Raw genomic sequence first — 22,237 nt, forward strand, 5'->3', positions numbered from 1 at the left:
GAGGCGGCTCGTGGCCCCCATGGAGACCGACGTTCCTCGACGGCCACCGGTGGCAGCCCCGGGGCACGTGCGATGACGGGCCCGGCGCCCCTGCCACCACCGTCGCGGGCGCGCCAGGGGGAGTGGTTCAGTGCCCGCGCCCGTGGAGCTCCAGATCCGCGACGACGGGCCGGTGGTCGGACGCCTCCGTGGCGATCTCCCGGGCGCCGGTCACGGTGATGCCGGGGGAGACGGTCACGAAGTCGATGCGCCTTTCCGGGCGGCCCGCCGGATATGTCCCGCCGCCGTCCGGATCGGCGTCCCTGAGCCGCTGCCACAGCGGCGCCAACTCCGGTGCGTTCGCCTCGGCGTTGAAGTCACCGAGCAGGATCTTCGGGCCGCGGTCGGCGGCCAGCACGTCGAGCATGTCCGCCACCTGGGCCCCGCGGACCGACGGGTCGCCCCGGTAGTCCAGGTGCGTGTCGTAGACGTGCACGTGCGCGCCCCGGACGTCGAGCGTCACCTCGGCGAAGCCGGGGGCCGGGGCGGGGACCGGATCGGGCGTCTGCGTGGAGAGCCGGGTGATCTCGTGGTTCTCGGCCTCCAGCACCGGGTGACGGCTCAGCACGGCGACGCCGAACCGGCGGCGCTCGGCACCCTGGGTGGCCGGGTCCATGTCGTAGATGGGCGCGAAGAACACCCGCATGCCCAGCGCCCGCGCCAACTCCCGGGCCTCGTCGGCGAAGTCGCTGCGCGCGCCCCAGTGGACGTCGACCTCCTGGAGCCCGACCACGTCGGCGTGCAGCTCGCGTATCGCCCGCGCGGTCCGGTCGAGATCGAAGACCTCGTCCTCACCCGCCCCGGCATGGATGTTGTACGTCGCCACCCGGAGCGGTACCGCCGGGGCGCGGGACCCGGCGGTACCCGTGTCCGCGGCCGTCGCCGGTGCCGCCACGGCGAGCGCGGCGGCCGCGGCCAGCACGGCGGCGAGTCCGCGCCGGACAGGACGTCGGAACGTGGGCTTCATGCCGTCGACCCCTTCACCGTATCCGTGGACAGTCGCACCGACTGTCGCCGTGGAGAGTGTGGTCGACGACGCCACCCGCGTCGAGACCGCGCAACTAGGGATGTTGACGGCGTATCAGCGCAACAAAGGCCGCAAGACGGAAGGGGTTCACGTCGGACGTCAGACGTCATATGATCCGCGACGGCGGCAGACGCCCTGCCGTTCTGAGCGATAGGACAGCGATGTCTCACTTCCGGCGAAGGTTCCGATGGGGAGCAGGACTGGTGGGGCTCACCACCGTCGTGGCACTGGCGGGCGGCGTGCCCGCGAGCGCGGCCCCCAAGCACGCAGGGGACTTCGATGCCAAGCCCCCGCAGGCCGGTAAGCCCTTCTACGAGGAGCAGCAACTCGCGACCAACGGCCAGGGCGGGTTCCCGAACTACCGCATCCCGGCACTGGCCGTCACCAACCGCGGCGACATCCTCGCCGCCTACGACGGGCGGCCCACCGCGATCGACGCCCCCGGTCCCAACTCCATCCTCCAGCGCCGCTCAACCGACGACGGCGCCACCTGGGGGGAGCAGACGGTCGTCCACGGAGGGAAGCGGGAGGCGCCGGTCGAGGGCTACTCCGACCCCAGCTACCTTGTCGACCGCTCCACCGGCGACATCTTCAACTTCCACGTGAAGTCCTTCGACCAGGGCTTCGGCGGGTCCCGGCCGGGCGTCGACCCCGAGGACCGCAACGTGCTCCAGGCCGAGGTCAGCGTCTCCCACGACGACGGCCGCACCTGGCAGCACCGGGTCATCACCTCGGACGTCACCGCCGACCTGGGCTGGCGCTCCCGGTTCGCGGCGTCGGGTCAGGGCATCCAGCTCAAGTACGGAAAGTTCGCCGGGCGGTTGCTCCAGCAGTACACGATCATCAACGGCGACGGTGTCTTCCAGGCCGTGTCCGTGTACTCCGACAACCACGGAAAGACCTGGAAGGCCGGCGAGCCGGTCGGCGCGGGGATGGACGAGAACAAGACCGTGGAACTCTCCGACGGCCGCGTCATGCTCAACTCCCGCGACTCGGGCCGCTCCGGCTACCGCAAGGTCGCGTACTCCACCGACGGCGGCGTCACCTACGGCGACGTGACCATCGACCGGGAACTGCCCGACCCGGCGAACAACGCCTCCATCGTCCGCGCCTTCCCCAACGCGCCGAAGGGCTCACCCCGCGCCAAGGTGCTCCTCTTCTCCAACGCGGGCTCCACCGGCCAACGCGTCAACGGCACGGTCCGGATGAGCTTCGACGACGGCGAGACCTGGCCGGTCGCGCGGGTCTTCCAGCCGGCCGGCATGGCCTACTCGACGCTGGCGACCCTGCCCGACGGCAAGGTCGGCCTGCTCTACGAGCCCGACGGCGGCAACGGAGGCATCCGCTTCGCCCGCTTCAACCTCGCCTGGCTCCAGGGCGTCGCCGCGCCGCTCACCGCCGAGAACCTCACGGCCGAACGCGGCGGCACGGCGGCCGACTCACGCAACTGCCGGTGGCGCGGCCTCGCGGCGCACGCCTCCTACACGTGCTCCTTCCCGTACCACGTCGTCTCGCAGGAGGACCTGGACTCAGGGCACTTCACACCGGTGACCGAGTGGACCTCGACCTCGGACAGCACCGTCAGCGTGGTCAGGCACACCGGCGAGCGCGTCGAACTGGGCTGACCCGCACCCTCGGCCCAGCGCCTCGCGGGTGAACTCCCGTGAGGCGGTGGGTCATTCCTGTCCGGCGACGGCCATCTCGCCCAGCAGCGACCAGCCGTCCTGCGCCAGGGTCGTGTTGACGATCCGGGGCGTCTCGGCCAGGTGGGGCGGCAGCGTCCGCTGCGCGGCCCTGAAGTGCTCCGACCGCACGTGCGCCGCCCCCGCCTCGTCGTCGCGGAAGGCCTCGACCAGGACGTACACCGTCGGGTCCTCGACGCTGCGGGACCAGTCGAACCACAGGCAGCCCGGCTCGGCCCGGGTGGCCGCGGTGAACTCGGCGGCGATGTCCGGCCACTGGTCGGCGTACTCGGGGCGGACACGGAACTTGGCGGTGATGAAGATCATCGGTCTCCCTCGAGAACACGGCCGTGGCCGTGACGGGCCGGACACGGCAGGCTGTGATGATCGTAGCCGACGGGGAACAAACCGCCCGGGGGGGTGCGGTGGCGCGCCGCCGGACGGGGGAGGGGGCGGAACCCGATGGGGATCGCGATGGTGGTGGCCCTGGCCGTCGTCGTGGCCGCGGTCGTCGTCACGGGCCCGGTGCGGGCCGGGCGGCGCGAGGCGGCGGCGGAGCGGGCCCGGCTCGCCGAAGAGGCACGGCGGCGGGCGCGCCGGTCGCTGGACGCGGTCTGGGCGATGGACGGCCGCCGGTTCGAGGAGTACGTCGCCGGACTGTGCCGCCGGGACGGCTGCACCGACGTCCGGCGGGTCGGCGGCGCGGGCGATCTGGGCGCGGACGTGACCGGCCGCCTGCCCGACGGGCGCCGCATCGTCATCCAGTGCAAGCGGTACGCCCGGCACCGCAGCGTCGGCAGCCGTGACCTCCAGACCTTCAACGGCACGGCACGCGCCGAGCACCGGGCCGACGTCCCGGTCTTCGTCGCCTCCTGCGTCTTCACCCGGCCGGCCCGCGAGTTCGCGGCCCGGCACCGGCTCTGCCTCATCGACGTCGATCTGCTCGGCTTCTGGAACAGCGGAACCGCGCTGACCTCGCTCCTGGACCTGGACATCGGCCGGTCCGGAACCAACCGCCGGCTCCGTCCGGACCACGACTGACGGGCACCCCGCGCGCCCGAGGCGCAGGGGGCGTCCCCGTCAGGTCGGGCGGTGGGCGGCGGAGCCGGTGCCTGGCACCCCCGGGCGTGTCGAAGCCGGGACCGGGTGCGTCATCCCAGTGGGACCAGGGACCATCCCTCGTGCTGACGGAGGGCCAGGTGCCACACGGCGGCCGGTACGACCCCTACGCCGGCCACGAGGGTGTCGGCGGTCAGGCCGCGCCCCGAAAGGCTGTCGGCGCAGGCGAGGACGCGCGCCCCGGCCTCCAGCAGCCGGCCGACCTGTTCGCCGGACTCCTCGCCCAGGACGAGGTCGAGTCCGGCGCCGTAGGCGACGACCTCCACCTCGACGGGCCGGTCCGCCGCCGCCACCAGGTTCTGCACCGCGCGCACCACGCGGTCCGGTTCGGGAGCCGCCACGACGGCACGTACGGGAGCGGGGAAACCGGCCCTGGCGGCCTGGGCGTTCTCGGCGTTCATGGGACCACCCTCGCATATCGGACAGTGTCCCGACGGGGCCCGCGCGCGGCGCGGCACGACGCGGCCGACGGGACGGCCCGCCCGGCCGAACCGGGCGTACCCCTCGTCGCCGCGCCGCCGTCGTGCGCGTCCGCCGTCAGCGGTCCTGGGACAGGCGGAGCAGGTCCGCGAAGACGCCGTTCGCCCGGACGAGTTCGTCGTACGGGCCCTGCTCGGTGATGCGGCCCTCCGCCATGACCACGACGTGGTCGGCGATCCTGGTGTTCTCCAGGCGGTGCGTCACGACGATGGTGATGCGTTCGCCGGCGATGGCCTTGATCCTCCCGAAGATCCCGTGCTCGCCCCGCGGGTCCATCTGCGAGGTCGGCTCGTCCAGGATCAGCAGCGGGGTCTGCCGGTAGAGCGCGCGTCCGCAGACCAGGCGCTGCCACTGGCCGCCGGACAGTTCTGCGCCGCCCCACAGCTCCTTGGCGAGCAGGGTGTCGAGTTGCCGGGGCAGTTTCTCGACCGCCTCCCGCATGCCCACGGCCTCGACCGCCTCCCAGACCGGTCCGTCGTCGTGGGTGCGGGGCTGGCCGAGGGTGATGTTCTCGCGGGTGCGCAGGGGCCAGCAGGCGAAGTTCTGCGGGACGAGGGCGGTGCGCTTCCACACGGCGTCGGGATCGGCGTCGGCGAGGTCGGTGCCGTCCCACAGGACGCGGCCCTTGTCGGCGAGGAGGATCCCGGTGATGAGCTTGGCCAGGGTGGACTTGCCCGAGCCGTTCTCACCGACGATCGCGAGGATCTGACCGCGCCGCAGGGTGAGCGACACCCCGTCGACCGCCGGTTCGTCCTTGCCGGGGTACCGGTAGACGACCTCGTCGAGCCGGATCTCGTCCACGCGTTCGGGGATGGTCAGTTCACCGCGCCTGGGGGCGCGGTCGCGGGCCATGTCGAGGAAGGACCGCATGTCGGCGAGGTAGAGCGAGGTGTGGAACATGGCGGCGCCGTTGACGACGAACTGCGACAGCGCGCCCAGCGTGGTCTGCACGGCGACCACGGCGGTGGCGGCGACCGGGAGGGCGACACGCCCGGTGGTGGCCAGCCAGGCGAGGGTGGCCCAGGTGCCGAGCAGGAACACGCCGCCCAGGGAGCTGGTCGCCAGCACGATGCGCAGCATGCGGGGCGCGGCGGTGAGGGTGCGCTGGTCGATGCGGTCGGACAGGGCGCGGTACCAGTAGATGAGGTAGCCGGTCATGCCGTTTGCGCGGACCTCGTCCCCGTAGCGCGAGTAGGTGGCCCACCAGCGCATCATGGAGCGGACGTTGCGGTCGCCGACGTTGAGGTAGTGGGTCTCGTAGTCGACGCGCGCGGACAGTACGGCGCCCACGCCGGCCGGGACGACGGCCAGCAGGAGCAGCGGCAGCATCAGCGGGTGCAGGGCGGTGATGACGCCGCTCGCGGCGATCATGCGGATGAGGGCGGCCGTGAACCGCTGGCTGTCCTGGACCATGAACCGGGTCCGGGTGACGCCGACCTCGGCGGCCTCCTGCCGGTCGGCGAAGCCGTCCTCGCCGTACGCCGACGCCTCGACCCGGCAGACGGCGGCGACGAGCGCGATGTCCGCCTCGGTCGTCAGGAGCGGTGTGATCCGCCCGTCGGCGTAGGAGGACAGGGCGCCGCTGATCCGGCCGACCGCCGCGGCGGTCATCACCACGGTCAGCGCGGGCAGCGCGCCGTGCAGGCGTTCGGAGACGGTGCCCGTCCCGAGGATGTGGGTCATGGCCCGCGCGGTGAACGCGAGGACGAGCGCGGCCGCGGCGCCGGTGAGGAGCTGGGAGGCCAGGAGGAGCAGCACGCCGGTCCTGTCGACGGACCAGGCCATGCGCGCGGTGTGCCCGAGCACGGAGGGAAGCCGGCGGCACATGGCGCCGAAACCGGCCTCCGCCAGCGGGTTCCTGCCGTACTTGCCCTCGAAGGTGATGGTGGCGGGCGGTGGAGGGGGAGGCGTCTCCCCGTTCACGGTCGAGGCGTCAGTCACAGTCACCTGCATCCCTCCTTGGGGCCAGTACCGCGCCTGGGTGGCTCGGCAGTGCCCGGTACAACGAGGTGCCGGGAGAATCGAACACGCTCGATTCCGGACGCGGTGGACCCCTTGAGCTGCAAGGGGTCGCCCGGGTGGCCGCCGCAGTGGAGCCGCCGCCGGGCGAGGGCGGGTTGGCCGAAACGCCGATGCCCGAGACACGTGGGGCGCATGGGTTTCGCAAGGCGCGGTCCCGGTCCGCACCGCCGGCCGATCCGCGTGCCCCCGGCCGGGCGCGTCCCCTGCCCGAGGGCGCGACGACCCGTTACCTTTCTCCGCGCCGGCACACCCTCGGCCCGGCCGAGGGGCACGTTCACGACCGGCTCCCGACCTGCCGTCAACCGCCGCTGGAGACCGCCACATGGGACGCAGCACACGACTTCGGCCGCCTGCCGGACGCCGCCTGCCCGCTGTCGCGGCCGGTACGGCGGCCGCCCTGCTCCTGACCCTGACCTCCTCGACGGCCTCGGGCACCGCACAGCCGCCGCAGCGCGCGGCGCACAGCCTGCCCGGCGGCTACCGGCACCTGGTCGTGATCTACGAGGAGAACCACTCCTTCGACAACCTCTACGGCACCTGGGGACCGGTCGGCGGCCACCGGGTCGAGGGCCTGAACGAGGCCACCGCCCGGCAGCGCACCCAACGCGCGCAGGACGGCACGCCGTATCGCTGCCTGCTCCAGAACGACGTGAACCTGACCAGCCCGCCCCTGGCGTCGACCTGCCGCGACGCCGCGCACGGGGTGGGGGCGAGCGCGTTCGCCAACGAGCCGTTCACCATCGACGACCACATCCGGCCGGGGGACCGCACCTGCCCGGCGCCCGGCGTCCAGGCGGACGGCGGCGTGGCCAAGGACTCTCCGGGTGCCCTGCCCGGCGGCTGCACCCGGGACCTGGTGCACCGCTTCTACCAGAACCGGTACGCCATCGACGGCGGCCGGCAGGACCGCTACGTCACCGCCTCCGACGCGGTCGGCCTCACCATGGGCCACTACGCCACCACGTCACTGCCGGTCCACCGCTACCTGCACGCCCCGGGCGCGCCGCGCTACGTCCTGGCCGACCACTTCTTCCAGGGCGCGTTCGGCGGCTCCTTCCTCAACCACCAGTACCTGATCGCCGCGCGGGCCCCGCGGGACACCAGCGGCGGCGCGTCCGGCGCGAAGAACACGGTCCTCGACGCCCACGGCATGCCCACGTCGTACCCGCTGTACAGGGCGACCGGCCCGGTGGTGGACGGCGCGCTGACCGCCGCCTGCCCGGACGGCGCCCCGGCCGACTACGCGCACGCGTGCGGCAGCCTGGCCGTCAACACGGTGCAGCCGTCCAGCGCGCCGCACGGCGGCGGCCCCAGGATCCCGCTGATCGACGACGCGAAGTACCCGAACATCGGCGACCGGCTCACCGCCGCCGGCATCTCCTGGAACTGGTACTCCGGCGGCTGGGACGACGCGGAGGCCGGGCACCCCGGGCCGCTCTTCCAGTACCACCACCAGCCGTTCAACTACTTCGCCGGCTACGCCCCCGGCACGCCGGGCCGCCGCCACCTGCGCGACGAGACGGAGTTCCTGCGCGCGGCCGCGACCGGCAGCCTGCCGGCCGTCAGCTTCGTCAAGCCCTACGGCGCCGAGAACGAGCACCCCGGCTACGCCGCCGAGGCGCACGGCAGCGACCACCTCGTCGACCTGCTGAAGGCGGTGACGCAGGGCCCGCAGGCCCGTGACACGCTCGTGGTCGTCACCTACGACGAGTTCGGCGGCCAGTGGGACCACCTGCCGCCCCCCGGGCCGGGCTCGCCCACGCGCGGCGCACACGACGCCTGGGGCCCCGGCACCCGCGTCCCCGCCCTGGTCGTCTCCCGCTCGCTGCCGCGCTCGGCCGTCGACCACACCGTCTACGACACCACCTCCATCCTCGCCACCATCGAACGGAGCTACGGCCTGAAGCCGGTCGCCACCCGGGACGCGGTCGTCAACGACCTGTCCCCGGCCGTCGCCGCCGGCGGCCGTGGGACCAGGTAGCGGCCCACGGCACCGGCGCTCCCGCCGCGGACGCCGCGCCGCGCCGCCGGAACGTGACGGCCTGCCAGACGGCCAGGAGCAGCAGCGTGCCGGCCTCGGCCAGGATGCTGAGCAGGGCCTGCGGGGCGGGCCGCAGACCGTGCTCGGTGAATCCGAACACCCCCACCGTGCGCGAGGCGGCGAAGCCGGCCAGGGCGCCCAGTGCCACCCCCGCGGCGGCGAGCCTCAGCAGCGGCGGCATCCCGATCAGCAGCAGCGCGGCGACCGCGAAGGAGACGCTCGCCTGGAGCAGGAACAGGGGCCCCACGACGGGGAGGGAGCGGTACTCGTCGACGTAGAGCCGGGCGTGGATGTATCCGCTCCCGGCGAGCGTGGCGGCGATCGCGGTCCGCACGGCCGGGGCGAGGAGTCCTGCGACGGTCATGCCAGCCTCTCGTCCTTGATCGCCAGCTCCCGTTCGCCCTGCCGGTAGCCCACCGTGCGGATGCCGAGCGCGTCCTTGAGCTGCCGGGCGGGCACGACCTGCGGAGTGGGCGCGGGGGCCCGTCCGGGCTTCGGCAGCGGATAGGCCGTGGTGGTGGCGGAGTGGAAGGTGATGTTGCCGTCCGTCTTGGTGAAGAGCTGGTGGACATGCCCGTTGAGACAGGTGACGGAGGAGAAGCGGCGCAGGAGCGCGATGACGCGCAGCGCGTCGTCCGTACTCCAGCCCCACCGCGGGTACATGGCGAACAGCGGGATGTGACTGAAGACCACGATGGGCGTGTCCGAACGCAGTCCCCTGAGGTCCCTGCGGACGAACTCGATCTGCTCCTCGCCGAGATGGCCGAGCTTCTCCAGGCTCAGGGTGTTGACCAGGGCGATGAAGTGCACGCCGTGGGTGTCGAAGCTGTACCAGCCCTCGCCGAGCGTGCCCTGGCCGAAGGTCTGCCGGTAGGCGCGTCCCCCGTCGCCAATGGAGTCGTGCTCGCCGGGCACCGTGAAGACACGGTCGGTCCGCATGCCCGTCATCATCTGCCGGACCTGGTCGAACTGCGAGGGTGTGGAGAGATGGGTCAGATCCCCGCTGTGCATCACGAAGTCGGGCCGGAAACCGAGCGAGTTGACCTGGCGGATCGCCTCGGAGAAGGAGCCGGCCACGTCCGTGTTCGCGGGGCCCTGGAAGCCGATGTGGCTGTCGGAGACCTGCACGAACCGCAGTTCGCGGCTCGCCGTCGTCCTCGCTCCCGCCGCCGTGGCTCCGGCGGCCGTGGTTCCGGGGGCGCCCTGCCGGTCGGCGATGTGGCTGATCACCTCCCCACTGGCCACGGTCAGCACCACGGCACCGCCGAACCATCCCGCGTGCCGCAGGAGCTGGCGCCGGGTCATGCCGTTCGGGCCGGCGGGCTGCTCGGTGTCGTCCAGCGGTGCCGGATCGAGCCTGTCGTCCGGCCCGGCGCCGGACCTGTCGTCGGGTGTGTCGGGGTACGCGGTCATCGGGTCACCTCCACGGTGGCGGTCATGAACGGATGGATCGTGCAGAGGTAGTGGTAGGTGCCGGGCTGGGTGAACCGGTGGCGATAGGTGGCGTGGGTGGCCAGCGCGGGCGAGCGCAACGGGCCACCCGAACCGGCGCTGGTGACGGTGTGCGCGTCCGTGTCCTGGTTGGTCCAGGTCACCGTCGTGCCCGTTTTGACCTTCAGGGTGGTGGGGGAGAACGCGAAGTTCTTGATCGCCACGGCGCTTCCCGACACCGGCGCGGCCGGTGCCCGCGCGCCCGGGGGCGTCATGGGCATGGTCATGCTGGGCATCGGCGGGGCGCCCGTAGGGGAGCCCGCCGCGCCTCCCGAGCCGGTGGCGCCGGGCGTCCCGGCCGGCCGGCTCTGCCCCTGACCGGGTGTGATGCCGCCGGCCGCGGCGTGCGGGGAATGCGACGACTGGCCGCACGCACTGAGCAGCCCCACCATGCCGACGGCCGCGACGGCCAGCCCTCCGGCCACGAGGCGTGAGCGCCGGCGCGGCGGGCGTGGGGGACGTTGAGGACGCGGCGGACAGGGACAGGGTGGACCGATGTTCGGATGCATGGTGATCGTTCCCAACTGATCGGGAGGGAGAGGCCGAGTGGCGCCGCGCACGACCGCGCGGGACCGGCCCGTGAGGGATATGGCGCGTATCTGCGCTCTTGCGTGGTTTCACGGACGGCGAGTGCGGTTCGGTTCGGTGGCCGAGCGCCTTTTGTCACGCCGACCTCTCCGCACCCCGCGGCGGCCTGCCGGGCAGGGCGCGACGAACGGCACGACAAAAGGGAGCATCTGCGAAAAAATCGCTATATGCCATGGGCTCACCGAAAACGTGGTCCAACGGCCGATCCGGAACGCTCCGCGCGCCGTGTCCCTGGTATGGGGACCGCTTCGACCACGGACGAGGAACTGCTCCGCACTCTGTACGCCGAGCACGCGGGCCCCCTGTTCCACTACGTGCTGCGACTGACCTCAGGAGACCGGCAGTGGGCCGAGGACGTCGTGCAGGAGACGCTGCTGCGTGCGTGGCAGCACCCCGACGCGTTCGAACCGGACCGCGGTCCGGCGCGCGCCTGGCTGTGCACGGTCGCCCGCCACGTGGTCATCGACGGCCACCGGGCCCGCAGGGCCAGGCCGGCCGAGGTGGACGGCGAGGCCCTGGAGCAGGCCGCCGAGCAGACGCGGGGCGAGGACCAGATCGAGCAGGCGCTGCAGAGCTGGGCGGTGGCCGACGCCCTGCGGACGCTGTCCCCGGACCACCGCGCCGTCCTGATGGAGACGTACTACCGGGGCCGGACCATGGTGGAGGCCGCCGATGTGCTGGGCATCCCGCTCGGCACCGTGAAGTCGCGGACCTACTACGCCCTGCACGCTCTCAGGCTTGCGCTCCGGGAACGGGGGATCGAGTCATGACGGCGGCGTGGAGGAGGTGCCGACCATGAACGCGGACCACGACGCCCTCCGGCTGGCGCTGGGCGGATACGTCCTGGGTGCGCTCTCCCCGGCGGAGAGCGAGCAGGTGCGCGCCCATCTCGCGGTGTGCGGCGAGTGCCGGCAGGAACACGCCGAGCTGGCGGGACTGCCTGCGCTGCTCGCGACGGTCACCGAGGCCGACGTCGACCTCGCGGTCTCGGGGGCTCCGCTGCCCGCGGCCGGCGAGGACCTCGCCGACCGGCTGGTGCGGCGGGCCGCCGACAGCACGTCGAACACGCCTCCGGCACGCTCCGGCGCGCCCTCGGCGGCCGCTCGGGCGTCCGAGGCGGGCCTCCTCGACCGGATGCTCCAGCAGGCCGCGACCAGGCGCCGCAGGACCTGGCGGCTCCAGTGGGCCGGAGCCGCCGCCTCCCTGGCGCTCATCGGGTCGGCGATCGGCGGCACCTGGCTCGCCACCAGCGGGTCCGTGGTCAGTGAGGCGACACCGCCCGGAGCGACGGCGCAGGCCCCGTCGCGCACCTTCTCCGGACACGATCCCGCCACCGGCGTCACCGCGTCGGTGAAGGTCTCGCCCTCCGCGTGGGGCAGCGTCCTCCAGGTCTCCGCCGGAGGGGCGCCCGCGGGTGTCGTCTGCCGCCTGCAGGCGATCGGGTCCGGCGGCAGCAGGACGGACGCCGCCACCTGGCGGGCGGGCCAGTACCCTCCCGGCACCACGATCCCCGGAGCCGTTCCCCTCTCGCCGGGCGCCATCGAGCACTTCGAGATCATCACGGGCAACGGTCAGAAGCTGGTCACGATCCGGGCGTAGACGCCGCTCGGGAACCTGCACCTGCCAGAAAAATCACAAAAGGTGCAATCAAGCCCGAACCATGTGGTACTCGCCCTCCGTGCAACTGGATGAGGGGCCCAACTCGGGTACAGCCGAAGCGATTCCACCCGGTTCACGGGCGGCCCCTCGGATTCCGGCCTCCGCACCCTACAGAAGAGCCACACGACCATGTTTGTGACCGATCCCGCCTGTCCGAGCCCTCCACTGCTCTCGCACTGCCGCCACCAGGCGCTGCTCACCCTCCCCGCGCAGGCGGCCCACGTCCCGGCCGCCCGTCACTTCGCGGCGGACCTGCTGGACTGCTGGCGCGTCCCCCAGAGCGAGCGGGACTCCGCCGTCCTCATCGTCGACGAACTCGCCGCGAACGCCGCCCAGTACGGGCGTGAGCACATGACGCTGCTGCTCTTCCTCGACCACGACACCCTGAACATCGTCGTCAGCGACTCCGGAACCGCCGTGGAGCACTGCCCACGCGAGACCGCCCCGGACGAGCACGGCCGCGGCACCGGCATCGTGCGCTACCTCGCCGAGTCGACCGAGGTCCACCAGACGCGCGGCGGCCGAGAGGTCCGCGCCTGCCTGCGGTGCCGGGCGTGACGCGGCCCCGTACGCACCCCTACTCCTCGTCGCCCGTCGTCATCTCCACGTCGATCACTCCGTCGTCCTGGAAGAGCTCGGACGCCAGTTGCGCGGGATCCTGGGTGCCCTCCAGTTCCAGCAGCACCCTCGCGGCGTCGTCGGTGCGGCCGGGCAGCCGCTCGACCCTGACCTGGAGGATGCGGAACCCCCGGCCGGTGCAGATCTGCATCAGGCGCGGCAGCAGCGCGGTGCCGGTCCGGTAGGTCAGGCGCGCCTCGAAGATGTGGGTGGACGTGCCCGGCATCAGCCGGGTGGCCAGCACGAAGGGGTATCCGCGGACGACCAGGAAGTGCACGATGGTCGTCGCCATCGCGAGGATCGGCAGTCCGCCGCCGCAGGCCATGCCGACCGCGCAGGTCAGCCAGACGGTCGCCGCGGTGGTCAGGCCGCGTACCGCGTCCCGGCGCACGAAGATCAGCCCGCCGCCGATGAACCCGATCCCCGAGACGATCTGCGCCGCCACCCGTGACGGGTCGAAGGAGATGTTCTCCAGCCCCAGGACGTTGGTGAACCCGTGCTGCGAGACCTCCATCATCAGGGCGCTGGAGATCCCGACCAGCGTGTGCGTCCGCAGGCCCGCGCTCTTCTGCTTGGCCTCCCGCTCCCAGCCGATCAGGCTCGACAACAGCAGCGCCAGCCCCAGCTCGGACAGTTGCCGCACACCCTGTCCGTTGCTCACGTCCCACAACGCCGCCGCGAGCCCTGTCACGCGCACCTCCTGACCCGTACGTTCTCCGTCAAGCCGACATCTACCCCCAACCTGGCACGGCACGATCAGCACCGTCCGGAGTTCGCGCACCGGTTCCGGCTAAAGAGGCAAGGAGCGGGTCGACGGCCGTCCCGTCGCGGGCGGTAGCGTTGCGCCCGGACGGCCATTTTCCGGCGGCGCAGGGGGCGATCGATGGACCAGCAGTTGAGCCTGGTGACCTTGGGCGTGGGGGACTTGACGGTCAGCCGCCGGTTCTACACCGAGGGTCTGGGCTGGACACCGCTGCTCGACCTGGACGAGATCGTCTTCTACCAGGTCGGCCGGGGGCTGGCGCTGGGGCTCTTCCCCCTGGCCGACCTCGGCGCCGACACCGGGCAGGCGGCGGTGGCCGGCACCTCCTTCACCCTCGCGCGGAACCTCGACTCGCCCGCCGAGGTGGACGTGGCCGTGGAGAGGGCTCGTTCGGCGGGGGCGACGGTCCTCAAGGAGCCGCAACGCGCGGCGTTCGGGGGCTACCACGCCTACTTCGCCGATCCGGACGCCCACCGCTGGGAGGTGTGCCACAACCCCGGCTGGTCGGTCGCCGACGACGGCACCGTGACGCTGACGGCCGTCGAGGCGGCGGAGGCGGAGGACTGACGAAGACGACGGGGAAGAATCCACCCGGCCGGGTCAACGCGGGGCACGCCTTCGTTGCGTGCCCCGCCGGGCGGGTGTTCGGTGGGGCACGGTCCCTCAGAAGCGGCTTGCCCGAGGACCCGTCATCAAGGTCCCCACGATCACCCTCGACGGCGCGGACGATCCCTTCACACCCCCGGGAAACGGATCGTCCTACGCCGGGAAGTTCGCCGGGAAGTACGTGCACAGAACCCTGAAGGTCGGCCACAACGTGCCGCAGGAAGCCCCCGCCGACTTCGCCAGGGCCGTCATCGACGTCTACGGCGTCGCCGAGCCCCTCTCGAAGTGAGTCCGCGGTCTGCCGCCCTCCGCCCGGCCGGAGTGGAGGGCGACCGCGTGCAGGAGGGCGTCGCGGCAGGCGAGGACGGCGGGGTGGCGGCTGCCGCCGCGGCGGACGACGGTGGAGATGCGGCGTGCGCGCCGACCACGGGGGAGCTGCCGCAGGGCGACCGTGGGGGAGTGCCCGTCCCAGACCAGGTCGGGGAGGAAGGCCGCGGCGTGCTGCTGCTCGACGAGGCGCAGGTGGAGCAGCAGATCGGTGGTCTCGAAACGTACGTCGGGTTCGAACCCGGCGTTGCGGCACAAGGTCATGGCCCACTGCCGTGCGGCCGTGCCGTCGGGTTCCATCACCCAGGGGTGCCCCTCGAGTGAGCGCAGCGCCGCCATCGGCCCGTCGGTGTCCGGGCCGTCGGCCGGGCGGGGCAGGGCGAGGCGCAGGGGGTCGTCGAGCAGGTCCTCCTGTTCGAGTTCGGAGGGCCGAGGGTGGGGGTTGCCTGGGTATTCCTCGGCGAGGACCAGGTCGAAGTCGCGGGCCAGCAGGGCGGGCAGGGCCTTCTCGGGTTCCATGTGCGTGACGTGGACGCGCAGTTGCGGGTGACGGTCGCGCAACAGGCCGAGCGCGGTGGGGACCAGGGCCAGGGCGGCCGTCTGGAACGAGGCGATGCGCAGGGTGCCGGTCAGGTCGGACAGCGAGGTGGCGATGTCCGCCTCGGCGCGCTCCAGGCGTTCCAGGACCGCCTCGGTGTGGGCGACGAGGATCTCGGCCTGCTCGGTCAGCCGCACCCGCCGTCCGGCCGGTTCCAGCAGCGGGACGCCGACCTCGGTCTCCAGTTGCGAGAGCTGCTGGGAGACGGAGGAGGGAGCGTAGGACAGGGCGGCGGCGACGGCGGCCAGGGTGCCGCGGTGCTTGAGTTCACGCAGCAGCCGCAGCCGGTGCAGATCGAACATCGCCGGGGCTCCCCTCGCCGTCACGGGGCGACGCCCAGAACCATCGGTTTCTCCGACGAGTATAGGTCGAAAACATTCGCTGGACCGATCGTAGGGAGCCGTCGGACCCTGGTCGTGTGTCCGACAACGCCTTCCGCCCCCGTACCCCGCAGTGGTCCCTGCGCCCCCGGGCCCGCGCCTGGCGGTGCGGCCCCGCACCCGCCCGGGTGCGGCACTTCCATACCGCGCTGCCCGGCTACGCGCCCACCCCGCTGACCGAACTACCGGCGCTTGCCCACGAGTTGGGCGTCGGCCGGGTCTTCGTCAAGGACGAGTCGTGCCGGCTCGGGCTGCCCGCGTTCAAGGCCCTGGGCGCGACCTGGGCGGTCCACCGGACCCTCGCCGAGCGGGCCGCGAGCGGCGCCGGGCCCGGACCGGTCGTGCTGGTCACCGCCACCGACGGCAACCACGGCCGGGCGGTGGCCCGCACGGCACGCCTGCTCGGGCAGCACGCCCACGTCTTCGTACCGCGCGGAGTGCATCCGACGGCCGTCGAGGCCATCGCCGCCGAGAAGGCGGAGGTGAGCGAGGTACCGGGCCCCTACGACGAGGCCGTGCGCCGGGCCGCCGAGGCGGCCGCCGCACCGGACGCGGTGCTCGTCCAGGACACCGCCTGGCCGGGCTACGAACGGATCCCGGGGTGGATCGTCGAGGGCTACTCGACCCTCTGTGCGGAGATCGACGAGCAACTGGCGGCCGTCGGGGCCGCCGAGGGCCCCGACCTCGTCTCCATACCGGTGGGCGTGGGCTCGCTGGCCCAGGCCGTGGTCACCCACTACCGCAGCCGCCCCTCCGGACACGCCCCCGCGCTGCTGTCGGTGGAGCCGCGGTCCGCCGCCTGCGTCCTCGAAAGCCTCACCCGCGGCGAACCGGTCACCGTCACCGGCGGCCACACCACCATGGCGGGCCTGAACTGCGGCACCCCCTCCAGCATCGCCTGGCCCTACCTGCGCGGCGGCCTGGACGCCGCCGTCGCCGTCCCCGACACCGACAGCGCCCACGCGGCCGCCCGCCTCGCCGCCCTCGGGATCTCCTCGGGCCCCTGCGGGGCCGCCGCGCTCGCCGGTCTCCGCACGGTACTGACCGACTCGGGCGGCGAGCAGCGCCGCACGGCCCTGGGGCTCGACGGGACCTCGGTGGTCGTGCTGCTGAGCACCGAGGGCCGCGACGCGAACCCGCACTCCGTCACCGACCACTGAACGCGCCCCACCGGAAGGACACCCACGTTGATGAAGAGGCCGGCGGCATGCTGACCCACCTCGCCGCCGCGCTCGGCGTCCTCGGCCTGCTCACCGTCGTGCCCGGCCCGGACATGGCGGTGGTCACCAGGCACGCCCTCGTGGGCGGCACCGGGGACGCGCTGCGCACCGTGGGCGGGATCGCGACCGGGCTGCTGCTGTGGGGCGCGCTGAGCGTGGGCGGACTCGCGGCCGTGCTCGCCGCCTCGCCCACGGCGTACCTGTTCGTCAAGCTCCTCGGCGCCGGCTACCTGGTCCTCCTGGGCGCGCAGGCGCTGTGGCAGAACCGGCGCGGCGGCGCGGACCCCGCCCGAACGGACAGCGGCCCGCCCGCCGCCGGAAGCCCGTGGCGGACCGGCCTGGTCAGCAACGCCCTCAACCCGAAGATCGCCGTCTTCTACTCCGGGCTGCTCCCCACTCTCGCCCCGCCCCGGATGCCCGCCGCCTGGGCCATGACGCTGCTGGTCCTCCTCCATGTCACCCTGACACTCATCTGGCTGGGAGGCTGTGCTGTGCTGCTCCCCAGGGCCGGAGGAGTCCTCGAAAGGCCGGGGGTGCGCCGAGTGCTCGGACGGACCACGGGTGTCGTACTGATCGGTCTCGCCGCCGTGGTCGCGGCCTCGGCCGGCTGACCCCGCGTGCCACCGAACCCGGGTGAAACCGAAAGTTAAACCCGAGGTCACCCTCGGTCGGTCCGCGCGACGTCGCGGCAGCGGACAAAGGGAGGAGACCCGAACATACGCAAGAAGGGCGGCACCCCCGTGCCCCACCTGTTGACCTCGCTCCTCACCCAAGTGGCGGTCGCCGTGATCGAGGCGCTCGTCATCCGTCTGCTCGTCCAGCTCTGGAACGCGTTCGCCCGCGGCGGCCACCCGATGGCGGCCGCCGCTTGAGGCATCTCAGCTCACCCTGAGTGTCTGACCTGCGCGTCTGATCGCAGGCAGGGCCTCAGTGGCAGTCGAGCAGTCCCGCGGACTGCTTGGCGGCCAGGATCCGGCGCACGCTGTCGTCGACCTTGGCCCGGAAAGAGGCGTCCTGCCGCATCCGGGCCTCGACGGCCTGCGTCATGGCGGGTACGGTGCTCGGCCGCACCGTGAGGATCATGTTTCCGCCCGCCGCGATGAAGTTCACGGCCCGCTGGGCGGGGGTGAAGGACCGCACCGCGACCGCGTTGCCGATGTCGTCGGAGATGACCACGCCCTTGAAGCCGAGGCGGCCGCGCAGCAACTCACTGATCACGGTCGGCGAGAAGGCCGCCAGATGCTTGGGGTCGATCTTGGTGTACGTGGCCGACGACACCATGACGAAGGGGGAGCCGGCCCGTATCCCGGCCCGGAAAGGCTCAAGGCCGGCACTGTTCGCGGTCGTCACCGAGTCCACGACGTTGGCGGTGACGTCGGTGTTGCCGATCACCTGCCCCAGCCCGGGGAAGTGCTTGAGCGTGGTCAGCACGCCCGACTGGGCGAAGCCGGCGGCGAAGGCACCGGAGTGGGAGGTCACGGTCTCCGGAGTGTGGCCGTACTCCCGCCGGAAGGACCCGATGGGCATGTTGCGCGTGCCCAGACTGGTCGGCACCACGTCGGCGACCGGCGCCAGATTGAGGTTGACCCCTGCCGCCTTCAGCTGCTTGGCCCAGCCGGCGGCCTGGCTGCGCAGGGTCGAGGTCGGCCAGCTGCCCTGGGTCAGGCCGTTGGGCATGGCCGAGAAACCGGGGCCGTTCAGCACCTGTACCTGGCCGCCCTCCTGGTCGGTCGCGACCAGCAGACCGACCCGGCGCCCGCCGACCTGGTCCGCCTGGCCCCGGAAGCCGTCGACCGTGTTCCTGGTCGCGGTCACACCGGCGGTGCTGCGGCCGGTCAGCATGATGGCGCCCACGTGGTTGTCGCGCAGGGTGCGCAACTGGGCCTGGTCGGGATGGGCCGCGGAGATCCCGCCCATGAACAACTGCCCGACCCGCTGAGCGGTGGTCATGCCGGAGAAGTAGCGGTCGGTGCAGGTGGCGGCCCCGGTCGGCGAGGGGGTGCTCGCGGCGGCGGGGGGCGCGTCGGCCGCGGTGGTGGTGGACCGGGGCGAGTCGCCTATTCGCCCGGGCGTGACCGACGCACCGCAGCCGCCGGCGGCCAGCGCCAGGGTGACCAACGGTGCCGCGCAGCGCAGGGCTGCGGAACGGCGGCTCCTGATCTGCCGGACACGTGATGTCATGGGTTCGTCTCCTGGCCTGTACGAGTGAGGGGGCCTCCCCACAGCCGACTGTCTCGCGGCTGTTTCCTCGCGGCGGGCGGTGCCCGCCACGACCATCACACGGTACTTTATTGGGCATTTGTCCGCCCCTCCGATGATTACGCAGGGTGCCCGCGGCCCCAACGACGGAACGGGCCGGCCCCAACGACGGAACGGGCCGGTGCCGGCAGCGGTTGTCGCTGCCGGCACCGGCCCGTGGTGGCGCGTGCGGGTGTGCGTGCGCCGGGTCGGTACCCCGTGTGCGGGATCAGTACGCGGAGTTGACCCTGTCGATGGAACCGTAGCGGTGGGCCGCGTAGTTGGCCGCGGCGGTGATGTTGGCCACCGGGTCGGTGAGGCTGTGGGCCGTGCCGGCGACGTGGTAGGCGTTGAACGTCGGGGCGATGACCTGGAGGAGACCCTTGGACGGGGTGCCCTTGCGAGCGTTGATGTCCCAGTTGTTCTGGGCGTTGGGGTTGCCCCCGGACTCGCGCATGATGTTGCGGTGCAGGCCCGCGTAGCTGCCGGGGATGCCCTTGGCCTTCATGATGGCCAGGGACTGCCGGATCCAGCCGTCGAGGTTGTTGCTGTAGCCGGTCTTGCCGCTGTAGGCGGCGCGGCTTTCGGTGGAGTGGGCCGCGACCACGGAGGCGGGGTGCACCTGCGTCGCTTCGGCAGCCTGTGCGGGTGACGGCATCAGGGTCAGGGCGGCGGCCGCAGCGCCGGTCGTGGCGATGCCGGTGACGGTGAGGGTGCGCAGACGGGCGAAGCGGGCGGTGCGAGTGGTCGTGGCCATGCGGAAGTAACTCTCCAGTGGGGGAAGTCGTCGGGTGCCGGCCGCAATCGTTTGCGGTGGCGCTGGGGCGGTGCCCCGTGCTGCACAGAACTGAGGGGGCGGCGCCGGTGGAGTTCACCGGGTCGTCCGTCTCGTGGTTCGGAGCAACGACAGCAATGGTTAGCGGCCGGCCGGGCGGCGCGCAATGATGTGACGTACTACCCGACTGCGTAGTAAATGCCCGAAATGTTCCACTGTGGGGCTTTCTTTGCTGCTTGCGGCCACCCGCTCGCTACGACCGGCATTAGGACGTGATCTGGCTCCTATGGGTGGCATCACATCGCCGGGCCCTCTCGGGGTGGAACAAAGGCCGCAAAAGGGACAAGTTGCTCCCCTTGGGTGGAGGAGGTCGCACAAGGCAGGAAAAGGGCCCCCTCGATCCAAAGAGGCCCTTTGAGGTTCTCAAAGGAGAAGTGTTAACGTTTCGCCGTGAAGACAGCAGCCGCGTACCGCGCAGACGCCCCTTACGGCGCCTGCCGCGCCGCCATGGGCGTACCGCTCGTGGCCCGCCTGCATGTCGATCTCTGCCGCTGCATGTCCGCGGCTTGTCGCGCCTGACCGCGAACTCATCGACGCAGCGGCGCTGTTGACGTATCTTCTGGGCGCCGCTCCCGTAACTCCCCGCTCGAACTCATCTTTCCGCGCGTCCCTACTGGAGTGTGTCCGTGTCCGCGAACACCGCCGATCCGAAGCCCGCGAACTCCGGCTTCCGGATACCCGTCCCCTTCTGGGCCCAGGTCCTGATCGGTCTCGCCGTCGGCCTGATCCTCGGCTTCGTCGCCCGTACCTACGACGTGTCCTGGCTCGCCACCACCCTCGACAAGGTGGGCGGCATCTTCGTGCAGCTCCTCAAGCTGGCCGTGGCGCCGCTGGTCTTCTTCGCGATCCTGGTGTCGATCACCAACCTGCGGAAGGTCAACAACGCGGCCCGCCTGGCCGGCCGGACCCTCCTCTGGTTCATGATCACCTCGCTGATCGCGGTCGTCATCGGCCTCGTCATCGGGCTGGTCTCCAACCCGGGTTCCGGCTCCGCTCTCACCCCGGCCGACGGTGGCAGGCCGGACCACGCCGGCAGCTGGCTCGACTTCCTCACCGGCATCATCCCGACCGACGTCATCACGCCGTTCACCGAACTGAACGTGCTTCAGATCGTCTTCATGGCGGTCGTCGCCGGTATCGCGATCCTCAAGATCGGCGAGAAGGCCCAGCCGGTCCTCACGCTCTCCGAGTCCATCCTGGAGCTGCTCCAGAAGGCCCTGTGGTGGGTGATCCTGCTCGCCCCGATCGGCTCCGCGGGCCTCATCGGCCGCGCCATCGTGCAGTACGGCTGGGACCTGCTCGGCAACTACGCGACCTTCACCGCCGACATCTACATCGGCTGCGCCCTGGTCCTGTTCGGCGTCTACCCGCTGCTGCTCTCCGTCGTCGGGAAGCTGAACCCGATCCAGTTCTTCAAGGGCGCCTGGCCCGCCATCCAGCTGGCGTTCGTCTCCCGCTCCTCGGTCGGCACCATGCCGGTCACCCAGCAGTCGGCGATCCGCCTGGGCGTCCCGAAGGAATACGCCTCCTTCGCAGTGCCGTTCGGCGCGACGACCAAGATGGACGGCTGCGCGGCCATCTACCCGGCCATCTCCGCGATCTTCGTGGCGCAGATCTTCGATGTGCAGCTCGGCGTCAAGGAGTACCTGCTCATCGCCTTCGTCTCCGTCTTCGGTTCGGCGGCCACCGCCGGCCTGACGGGCGCGACCGTCATGCTGACGCTCACGCTGTCCACCCTCGGCCTGCCGATGGAGGGCGTGGGCCTGCTGCTCGCCATCGATCCGATCCTGGACATGATGCGCACGGCGACCAACGTCGCCGGCCAGGCCCTCGTCCCGGTGCTCGTCTCCGCCCGTGAGAAGATCCTGGACCACGCGAAGTACGACAGTGCCTCGGCCTCCCCGGCCGACCACGCGGAGAGCCTCTACGACGACCCGAAGCAGGCCGCCCCGGTGTCCGTCTGACGCCCACTCCCTTCGAGGGGCCACAACATCCTCCGCCCTGCCGGCAGTTGGCCGGCAGGGCGGAGGTGCGTTTTCTGTGGCGGTTACTTCTTGTGGCAGCCCCACTTGCCGTTGACCTTCTTGAGGTGCTCACCCTTCGGGCACTTCTTGTGGGGCATCTTGGTGGGGTCCGGCACGGCGTGGTGACTGCTGGTCACCTTGGTGGTCGCCGGTGCCGCGAGGGCGGTTCCTGCAGATGCCACGGCTGCTCCACTGGCGAGCATGCCCGCGGCGACGCTGGCGGTCAGAGCGCGCATCATCCTGCTTCGCATGATCGACAGCCTTTCTGTAGTCGGCGTCACTGCCTCTCAGTTCGATTCTTGGCACCGCCTCCCGCAGCCCGCATCTCGATCACCGGCGAACTCGCGCCCGCGAACCCGGTTTTCCGCCTGAATTCCGGCCTTGGACCGCCGTGGAAACAAGAACACGCCACGCGCGGACGACTCCCGTAAAGTTCCCGGCCGTGACCGAGTTGCGCCGGCGCGTCCGTCCTCCTCCGCT

The 22,237-nt window shown here is 71.9% G+C and carries 23 protein-coding genes and 1 pseudogene; 12 read left to right on the forward strand and 12 right to left on the reverse strand.

Annotated features, from left to right (window positions below):
• Positions 1 to 127: 127 nt before the first annotated feature.
• Complete coding sequence (locus tag ACIP4X_RS33475; protein ID WP_391457490.1) at positions 128 to 1,006, reverse strand: endonuclease/exonuclease/phosphatase family protein; 879 nt, start codon at positions 1,004 to 1,006, stop codon at positions 128 to 130.
• A 263-nt stretch (positions 1,007 to 1,269) separates the two neighbouring features.
• Here ACIP4X_RS33475 and ACIP4X_RS33480 point away from each other — a divergent pair, with 263 nt between their 5' ends.
• On the forward strand, positions 1,270 to 2,691 hold the full coding sequence (locus ACIP4X_RS33480) for a sialidase family protein (RefSeq protein ID WP_358736789.1): 1,422 nt from the start codon (positions 1,270 to 1,272) through the stop codon (positions 2,689 to 2,691).
• Between the two features lie 51 nt (positions 2,692 to 2,742).
• Here the strand turns inward: ACIP4X_RS33480 and ACIP4X_RS33485 are convergent, their stop codons facing one another.
• Positions 2,743 to 3,075: an antibiotic biosynthesis monooxygenase gene (locus tag ACIP4X_RS33485; RefSeq protein ID WP_391457492.1), complete on the reverse strand. Its 333-nt coding sequence runs from the start codon at positions 3,073 to 3,075 to the stop codon at positions 2,743 to 2,745.
• Between the two features lie 135 nt (positions 3,076 to 3,210).
• Between ACIP4X_RS33485 and ACIP4X_RS33490 the strand changes: the two genes are divergently transcribed.
• Positions 3,211 to 3,789: a restriction endonuclease gene (locus tag ACIP4X_RS33490; RefSeq protein WP_401352020.1), complete on the forward strand. Its 579-nt coding sequence runs from the start codon at positions 3,211 to 3,213 to the stop codon at positions 3,787 to 3,789.
• Positions 3,790 to 3,899: 110 nt separating this feature from the next.
• Here the strand turns inward: ACIP4X_RS33490 and ACIP4X_RS33495 are convergent, their stop codons facing one another.
• Both ACIP4X_RS33495 and ACIP4X_RS33500 read right to left on the reverse strand, forming a co-directional pair.
• On the reverse strand, positions 3,900 to 4,268 hold the full coding sequence (locus ACIP4X_RS33495) for a DsrE family protein (RefSeq protein ID WP_358736783.1): 369 nt from the start codon (positions 4,266 to 4,268) through the stop codon (positions 3,900 to 3,902).
• Between the two features lie 136 nt (positions 4,269 to 4,404).
• Positions 4,405 to 6,300: an ATP-binding cassette domain-containing protein gene (locus tag ACIP4X_RS33500; RefSeq protein WP_391457497.1), complete on the reverse strand. Its 1,896-nt coding sequence runs from the start codon at positions 6,298 to 6,300 to the stop codon at positions 4,405 to 4,407.
• Between the two features lie 391 nt (positions 6,301 to 6,691).
• On the opposite strand from ACIP4X_RS33500, the gene ACIP4X_RS33505 reads away from it, so the two are divergent.
• Positions 6,692 to 8,350 carry an alkaline phosphatase family protein gene (locus tag ACIP4X_RS33505; RefSeq protein ID WP_391457498.1) on the forward strand — a complete coding sequence of 553 codons (1,659 nt, stop codon included), beginning with the start codon at positions 6,692 to 6,694 and terminating at the stop codon, positions 8,348 to 8,350.
• On the opposite strand, the gene ACIP4X_RS33510 is transcribed toward ACIP4X_RS33505, so the two are convergent.
• From ACIP4X_RS33510 to ACIP4X_RS33520, 3 genes are read right to left on the reverse strand one after another with little or no spacing between them, the layout of a single operon-like run.
• Entirely contained in the window at positions 8,301 to 8,774 is a 474-nt protein-coding gene (locus tag ACIP4X_RS33510) for a hypothetical protein (protein WP_391457500.1), read from the reverse strand. The two genes, ACIP4X_RS33505 and ACIP4X_RS33510, sit on opposite strands and share 50 nt — an antisense overlap.
• Positions 8,771 to 9,823 carry a metallophosphoesterase gene (locus tag ACIP4X_RS33515; RefSeq protein WP_358736776.1) on the reverse strand — a complete coding sequence of 351 codons (1,053 nt, stop codon included), beginning with the start codon at positions 9,821 to 9,823 and terminating at the stop codon, positions 8,771 to 8,773. The genes ACIP4X_RS33510 and ACIP4X_RS33515 overlap by 4 nt, the downstream gene beginning before the upstream one ends.
• A complete protein-coding gene (locus tag ACIP4X_RS33520; RefSeq protein ID WP_391457503.1) occupies positions 9,820 to 10,128 on the reverse strand; it encodes a plastocyanin/azurin family copper-binding protein in 309 nt (102 codons plus the stop codon). Before ACIP4X_RS33520 ends, ACIP4X_RS33515 begins: the two co-directional genes overlap by 4 nt.
• Positions 10,129 to 10,725: 597 nt before the next feature.
• Between ACIP4X_RS33520 and ACIP4X_RS33525 the strand changes: the two genes are divergently transcribed.
• From ACIP4X_RS33525 to ACIP4X_RS33535, 3 genes are all read left to right on the forward strand, one after another.
• Complete coding sequence (locus tag ACIP4X_RS33525; protein WP_358736773.1) at positions 10,726 to 11,259, forward strand: sigma-70 family RNA polymerase sigma factor; 534 nt, start codon at positions 10,726 to 10,728, stop codon at positions 11,257 to 11,259.
• Positions 11,260 to 11,284: 25 nt separating this feature from the next.
• A complete protein-coding gene (locus ACIP4X_RS33530; RefSeq protein ID WP_358736771.1) occupies positions 11,285 to 12,088 on the forward strand; it encodes a zf-HC2 domain-containing protein in 804 nt (267 codons plus the stop codon).
• A 195-nt stretch (positions 12,089 to 12,283) separates the two neighbouring features.
• Positions 12,284 to 12,706, forward strand: a complete 423-nt coding sequence (locus ACIP4X_RS33535) for an ATP-binding protein (protein WP_358736770.1) — start codon at positions 12,284 to 12,286, stop codon at positions 12,704 to 12,706.
• 19 nt (positions 12,707 to 12,725) lie between these two features.
• On the opposite strand, the gene ACIP4X_RS33540 is transcribed toward ACIP4X_RS33535, so the two are convergent.
• Positions 12,726 to 13,457 (reverse strand): MgtC/SapB family protein, encoded by a 732-nt coding sequence (locus tag ACIP4X_RS33540; RefSeq protein WP_358736768.1) that lies wholly within the window; start codon positions 13,455 to 13,457, stop codon positions 12,726 to 12,728.
• A gap of 192 nt (positions 13,458 to 13,649) precedes the next feature.
• On the opposite strand from ACIP4X_RS33540, the gene ACIP4X_RS33545 reads away from it, so the two are divergent.
• Both ACIP4X_RS33545 and ACIP4X_RS33550 read left to right on the forward strand, forming a co-directional pair.
• The gene (locus ACIP4X_RS33545; RefSeq protein ID WP_391457506.1) at positions 13,650 to 14,096 is read left to right on the forward strand and encodes a VOC family protein; all 447 of its coding nucleotides are present in this window, start codon (positions 13,650 to 13,652) and stop codon (positions 14,094 to 14,096) included.
• A 97-nt stretch (positions 14,097 to 14,193) separates the two neighbouring features.
• Positions 14,194 to 14,424: pseudogene (locus ACIP4X_RS33550) on the forward strand (alpha/beta fold hydrolase); the annotation flags it as partial.
• Here the strand turns inward: ACIP4X_RS33550 and ACIP4X_RS33555 are convergent.
• Positions 14,394 to 15,362 (reverse strand): LysR substrate-binding domain-containing protein, encoded by a 969-nt coding sequence (locus ACIP4X_RS33555; protein WP_358736764.1) that lies wholly within the window; start codon positions 15,360 to 15,362, stop codon positions 14,394 to 14,396. The pseudogene ACIP4X_RS33550 and the gene ACIP4X_RS33555 overlap by 31 nt on opposite strands.
• A gap of 116 nt (positions 15,363 to 15,478) precedes the next feature.
• Between ACIP4X_RS33555 and ACIP4X_RS33560 the strand changes: the two genes are divergently transcribed.
• The 3 genes from ACIP4X_RS33560 (at position 15,479) to ACIP4X_RS33570 (ending at position 17,532) form a co-directional block, all read left to right on the forward strand.
• Positions 15,479 to 16,600 carry a diaminopropionate ammonia-lyase gene (locus ACIP4X_RS33560; protein WP_358736763.1) on the forward strand — a complete coding sequence of 374 codons (1,122 nt, stop codon included), beginning with the start codon at positions 15,479 to 15,481 and terminating at the stop codon, positions 16,598 to 16,600.
• Positions 16,601 to 16,647: 47 nt separating this feature from the next.
• Positions 16,648 to 17,271, forward strand: coding sequence for a LysE family transporter (locus ACIP4X_RS33565; protein ID WP_391457509.1), 624 nt, complete (start codon positions 16,648 to 16,650; stop codon positions 17,269 to 17,271).
• Between the two features lie 129 nt (positions 17,272 to 17,400).
• A complete protein-coding gene (locus ACIP4X_RS33570; protein WP_358736760.1) occupies positions 17,401 to 17,532 on the forward strand; it encodes a hypothetical protein in 132 nt (43 codons plus the stop codon).
• Positions 17,533 to 17,587: 55 nt separating this feature from the next.
• Here the strand turns inward: ACIP4X_RS33570 and ACIP4X_RS33575 are convergent, their stop codons facing one another.
• Both ACIP4X_RS33575 and ACIP4X_RS33580 read right to left on the reverse strand, forming a co-directional pair.
• Positions 17,588 to 18,841, reverse strand: a complete 1,254-nt coding sequence (locus ACIP4X_RS33575) for a glycoside hydrolase family 3 N-terminal domain-containing protein (RefSeq protein ID WP_401352030.1) — start codon at positions 18,839 to 18,841, stop codon at positions 17,588 to 17,590.
• A 286-nt stretch (positions 18,842 to 19,127) separates the two neighbouring features.
• Positions 19,128 to 19,655: a transglycosylase SLT domain-containing protein gene (locus ACIP4X_RS33580; protein WP_358736756.1), complete on the reverse strand. Its 528-nt coding sequence runs from the start codon at positions 19,653 to 19,655 to the stop codon at positions 19,128 to 19,130.
• Positions 19,656 to 20,359: 704 nt separating this feature from the next.
• On the opposite strand from ACIP4X_RS33580, the gene ACIP4X_RS33585 reads away from it, so the two are divergent.
• The gene (locus ACIP4X_RS33585) at positions 20,360 to 21,697 is read left to right on the forward strand and encodes a dicarboxylate/amino acid:cation symporter (RefSeq protein WP_401352033.1); all 1,338 of its coding nucleotides are present in this window, start codon (positions 20,360 to 20,362) and stop codon (positions 21,695 to 21,697) included.
• Positions 21,698 to 21,780: 83 nt separating this feature from the next.
• On the opposite strand, the gene ACIP4X_RS33590 is transcribed toward ACIP4X_RS33585, so the two are convergent.
• Positions 21,781 to 22,008, reverse strand: coding sequence for a hypothetical protein (locus ACIP4X_RS33590; RefSeq protein ID WP_358736752.1), 228 nt, complete (start codon positions 22,006 to 22,008; stop codon positions 21,781 to 21,783).
• Between the last annotated feature and the right edge of the window lie 229 nt (positions 22,009 to 22,237).

It is taken from the genome of Streptomyces sp. NPDC088817, assembly GCF_044750345.1.
Taxonomy (GTDB): Bacteria; Actinomycetota; Actinomycetes; order Streptomycetales; family Streptomycetaceae; genus Streptomyces.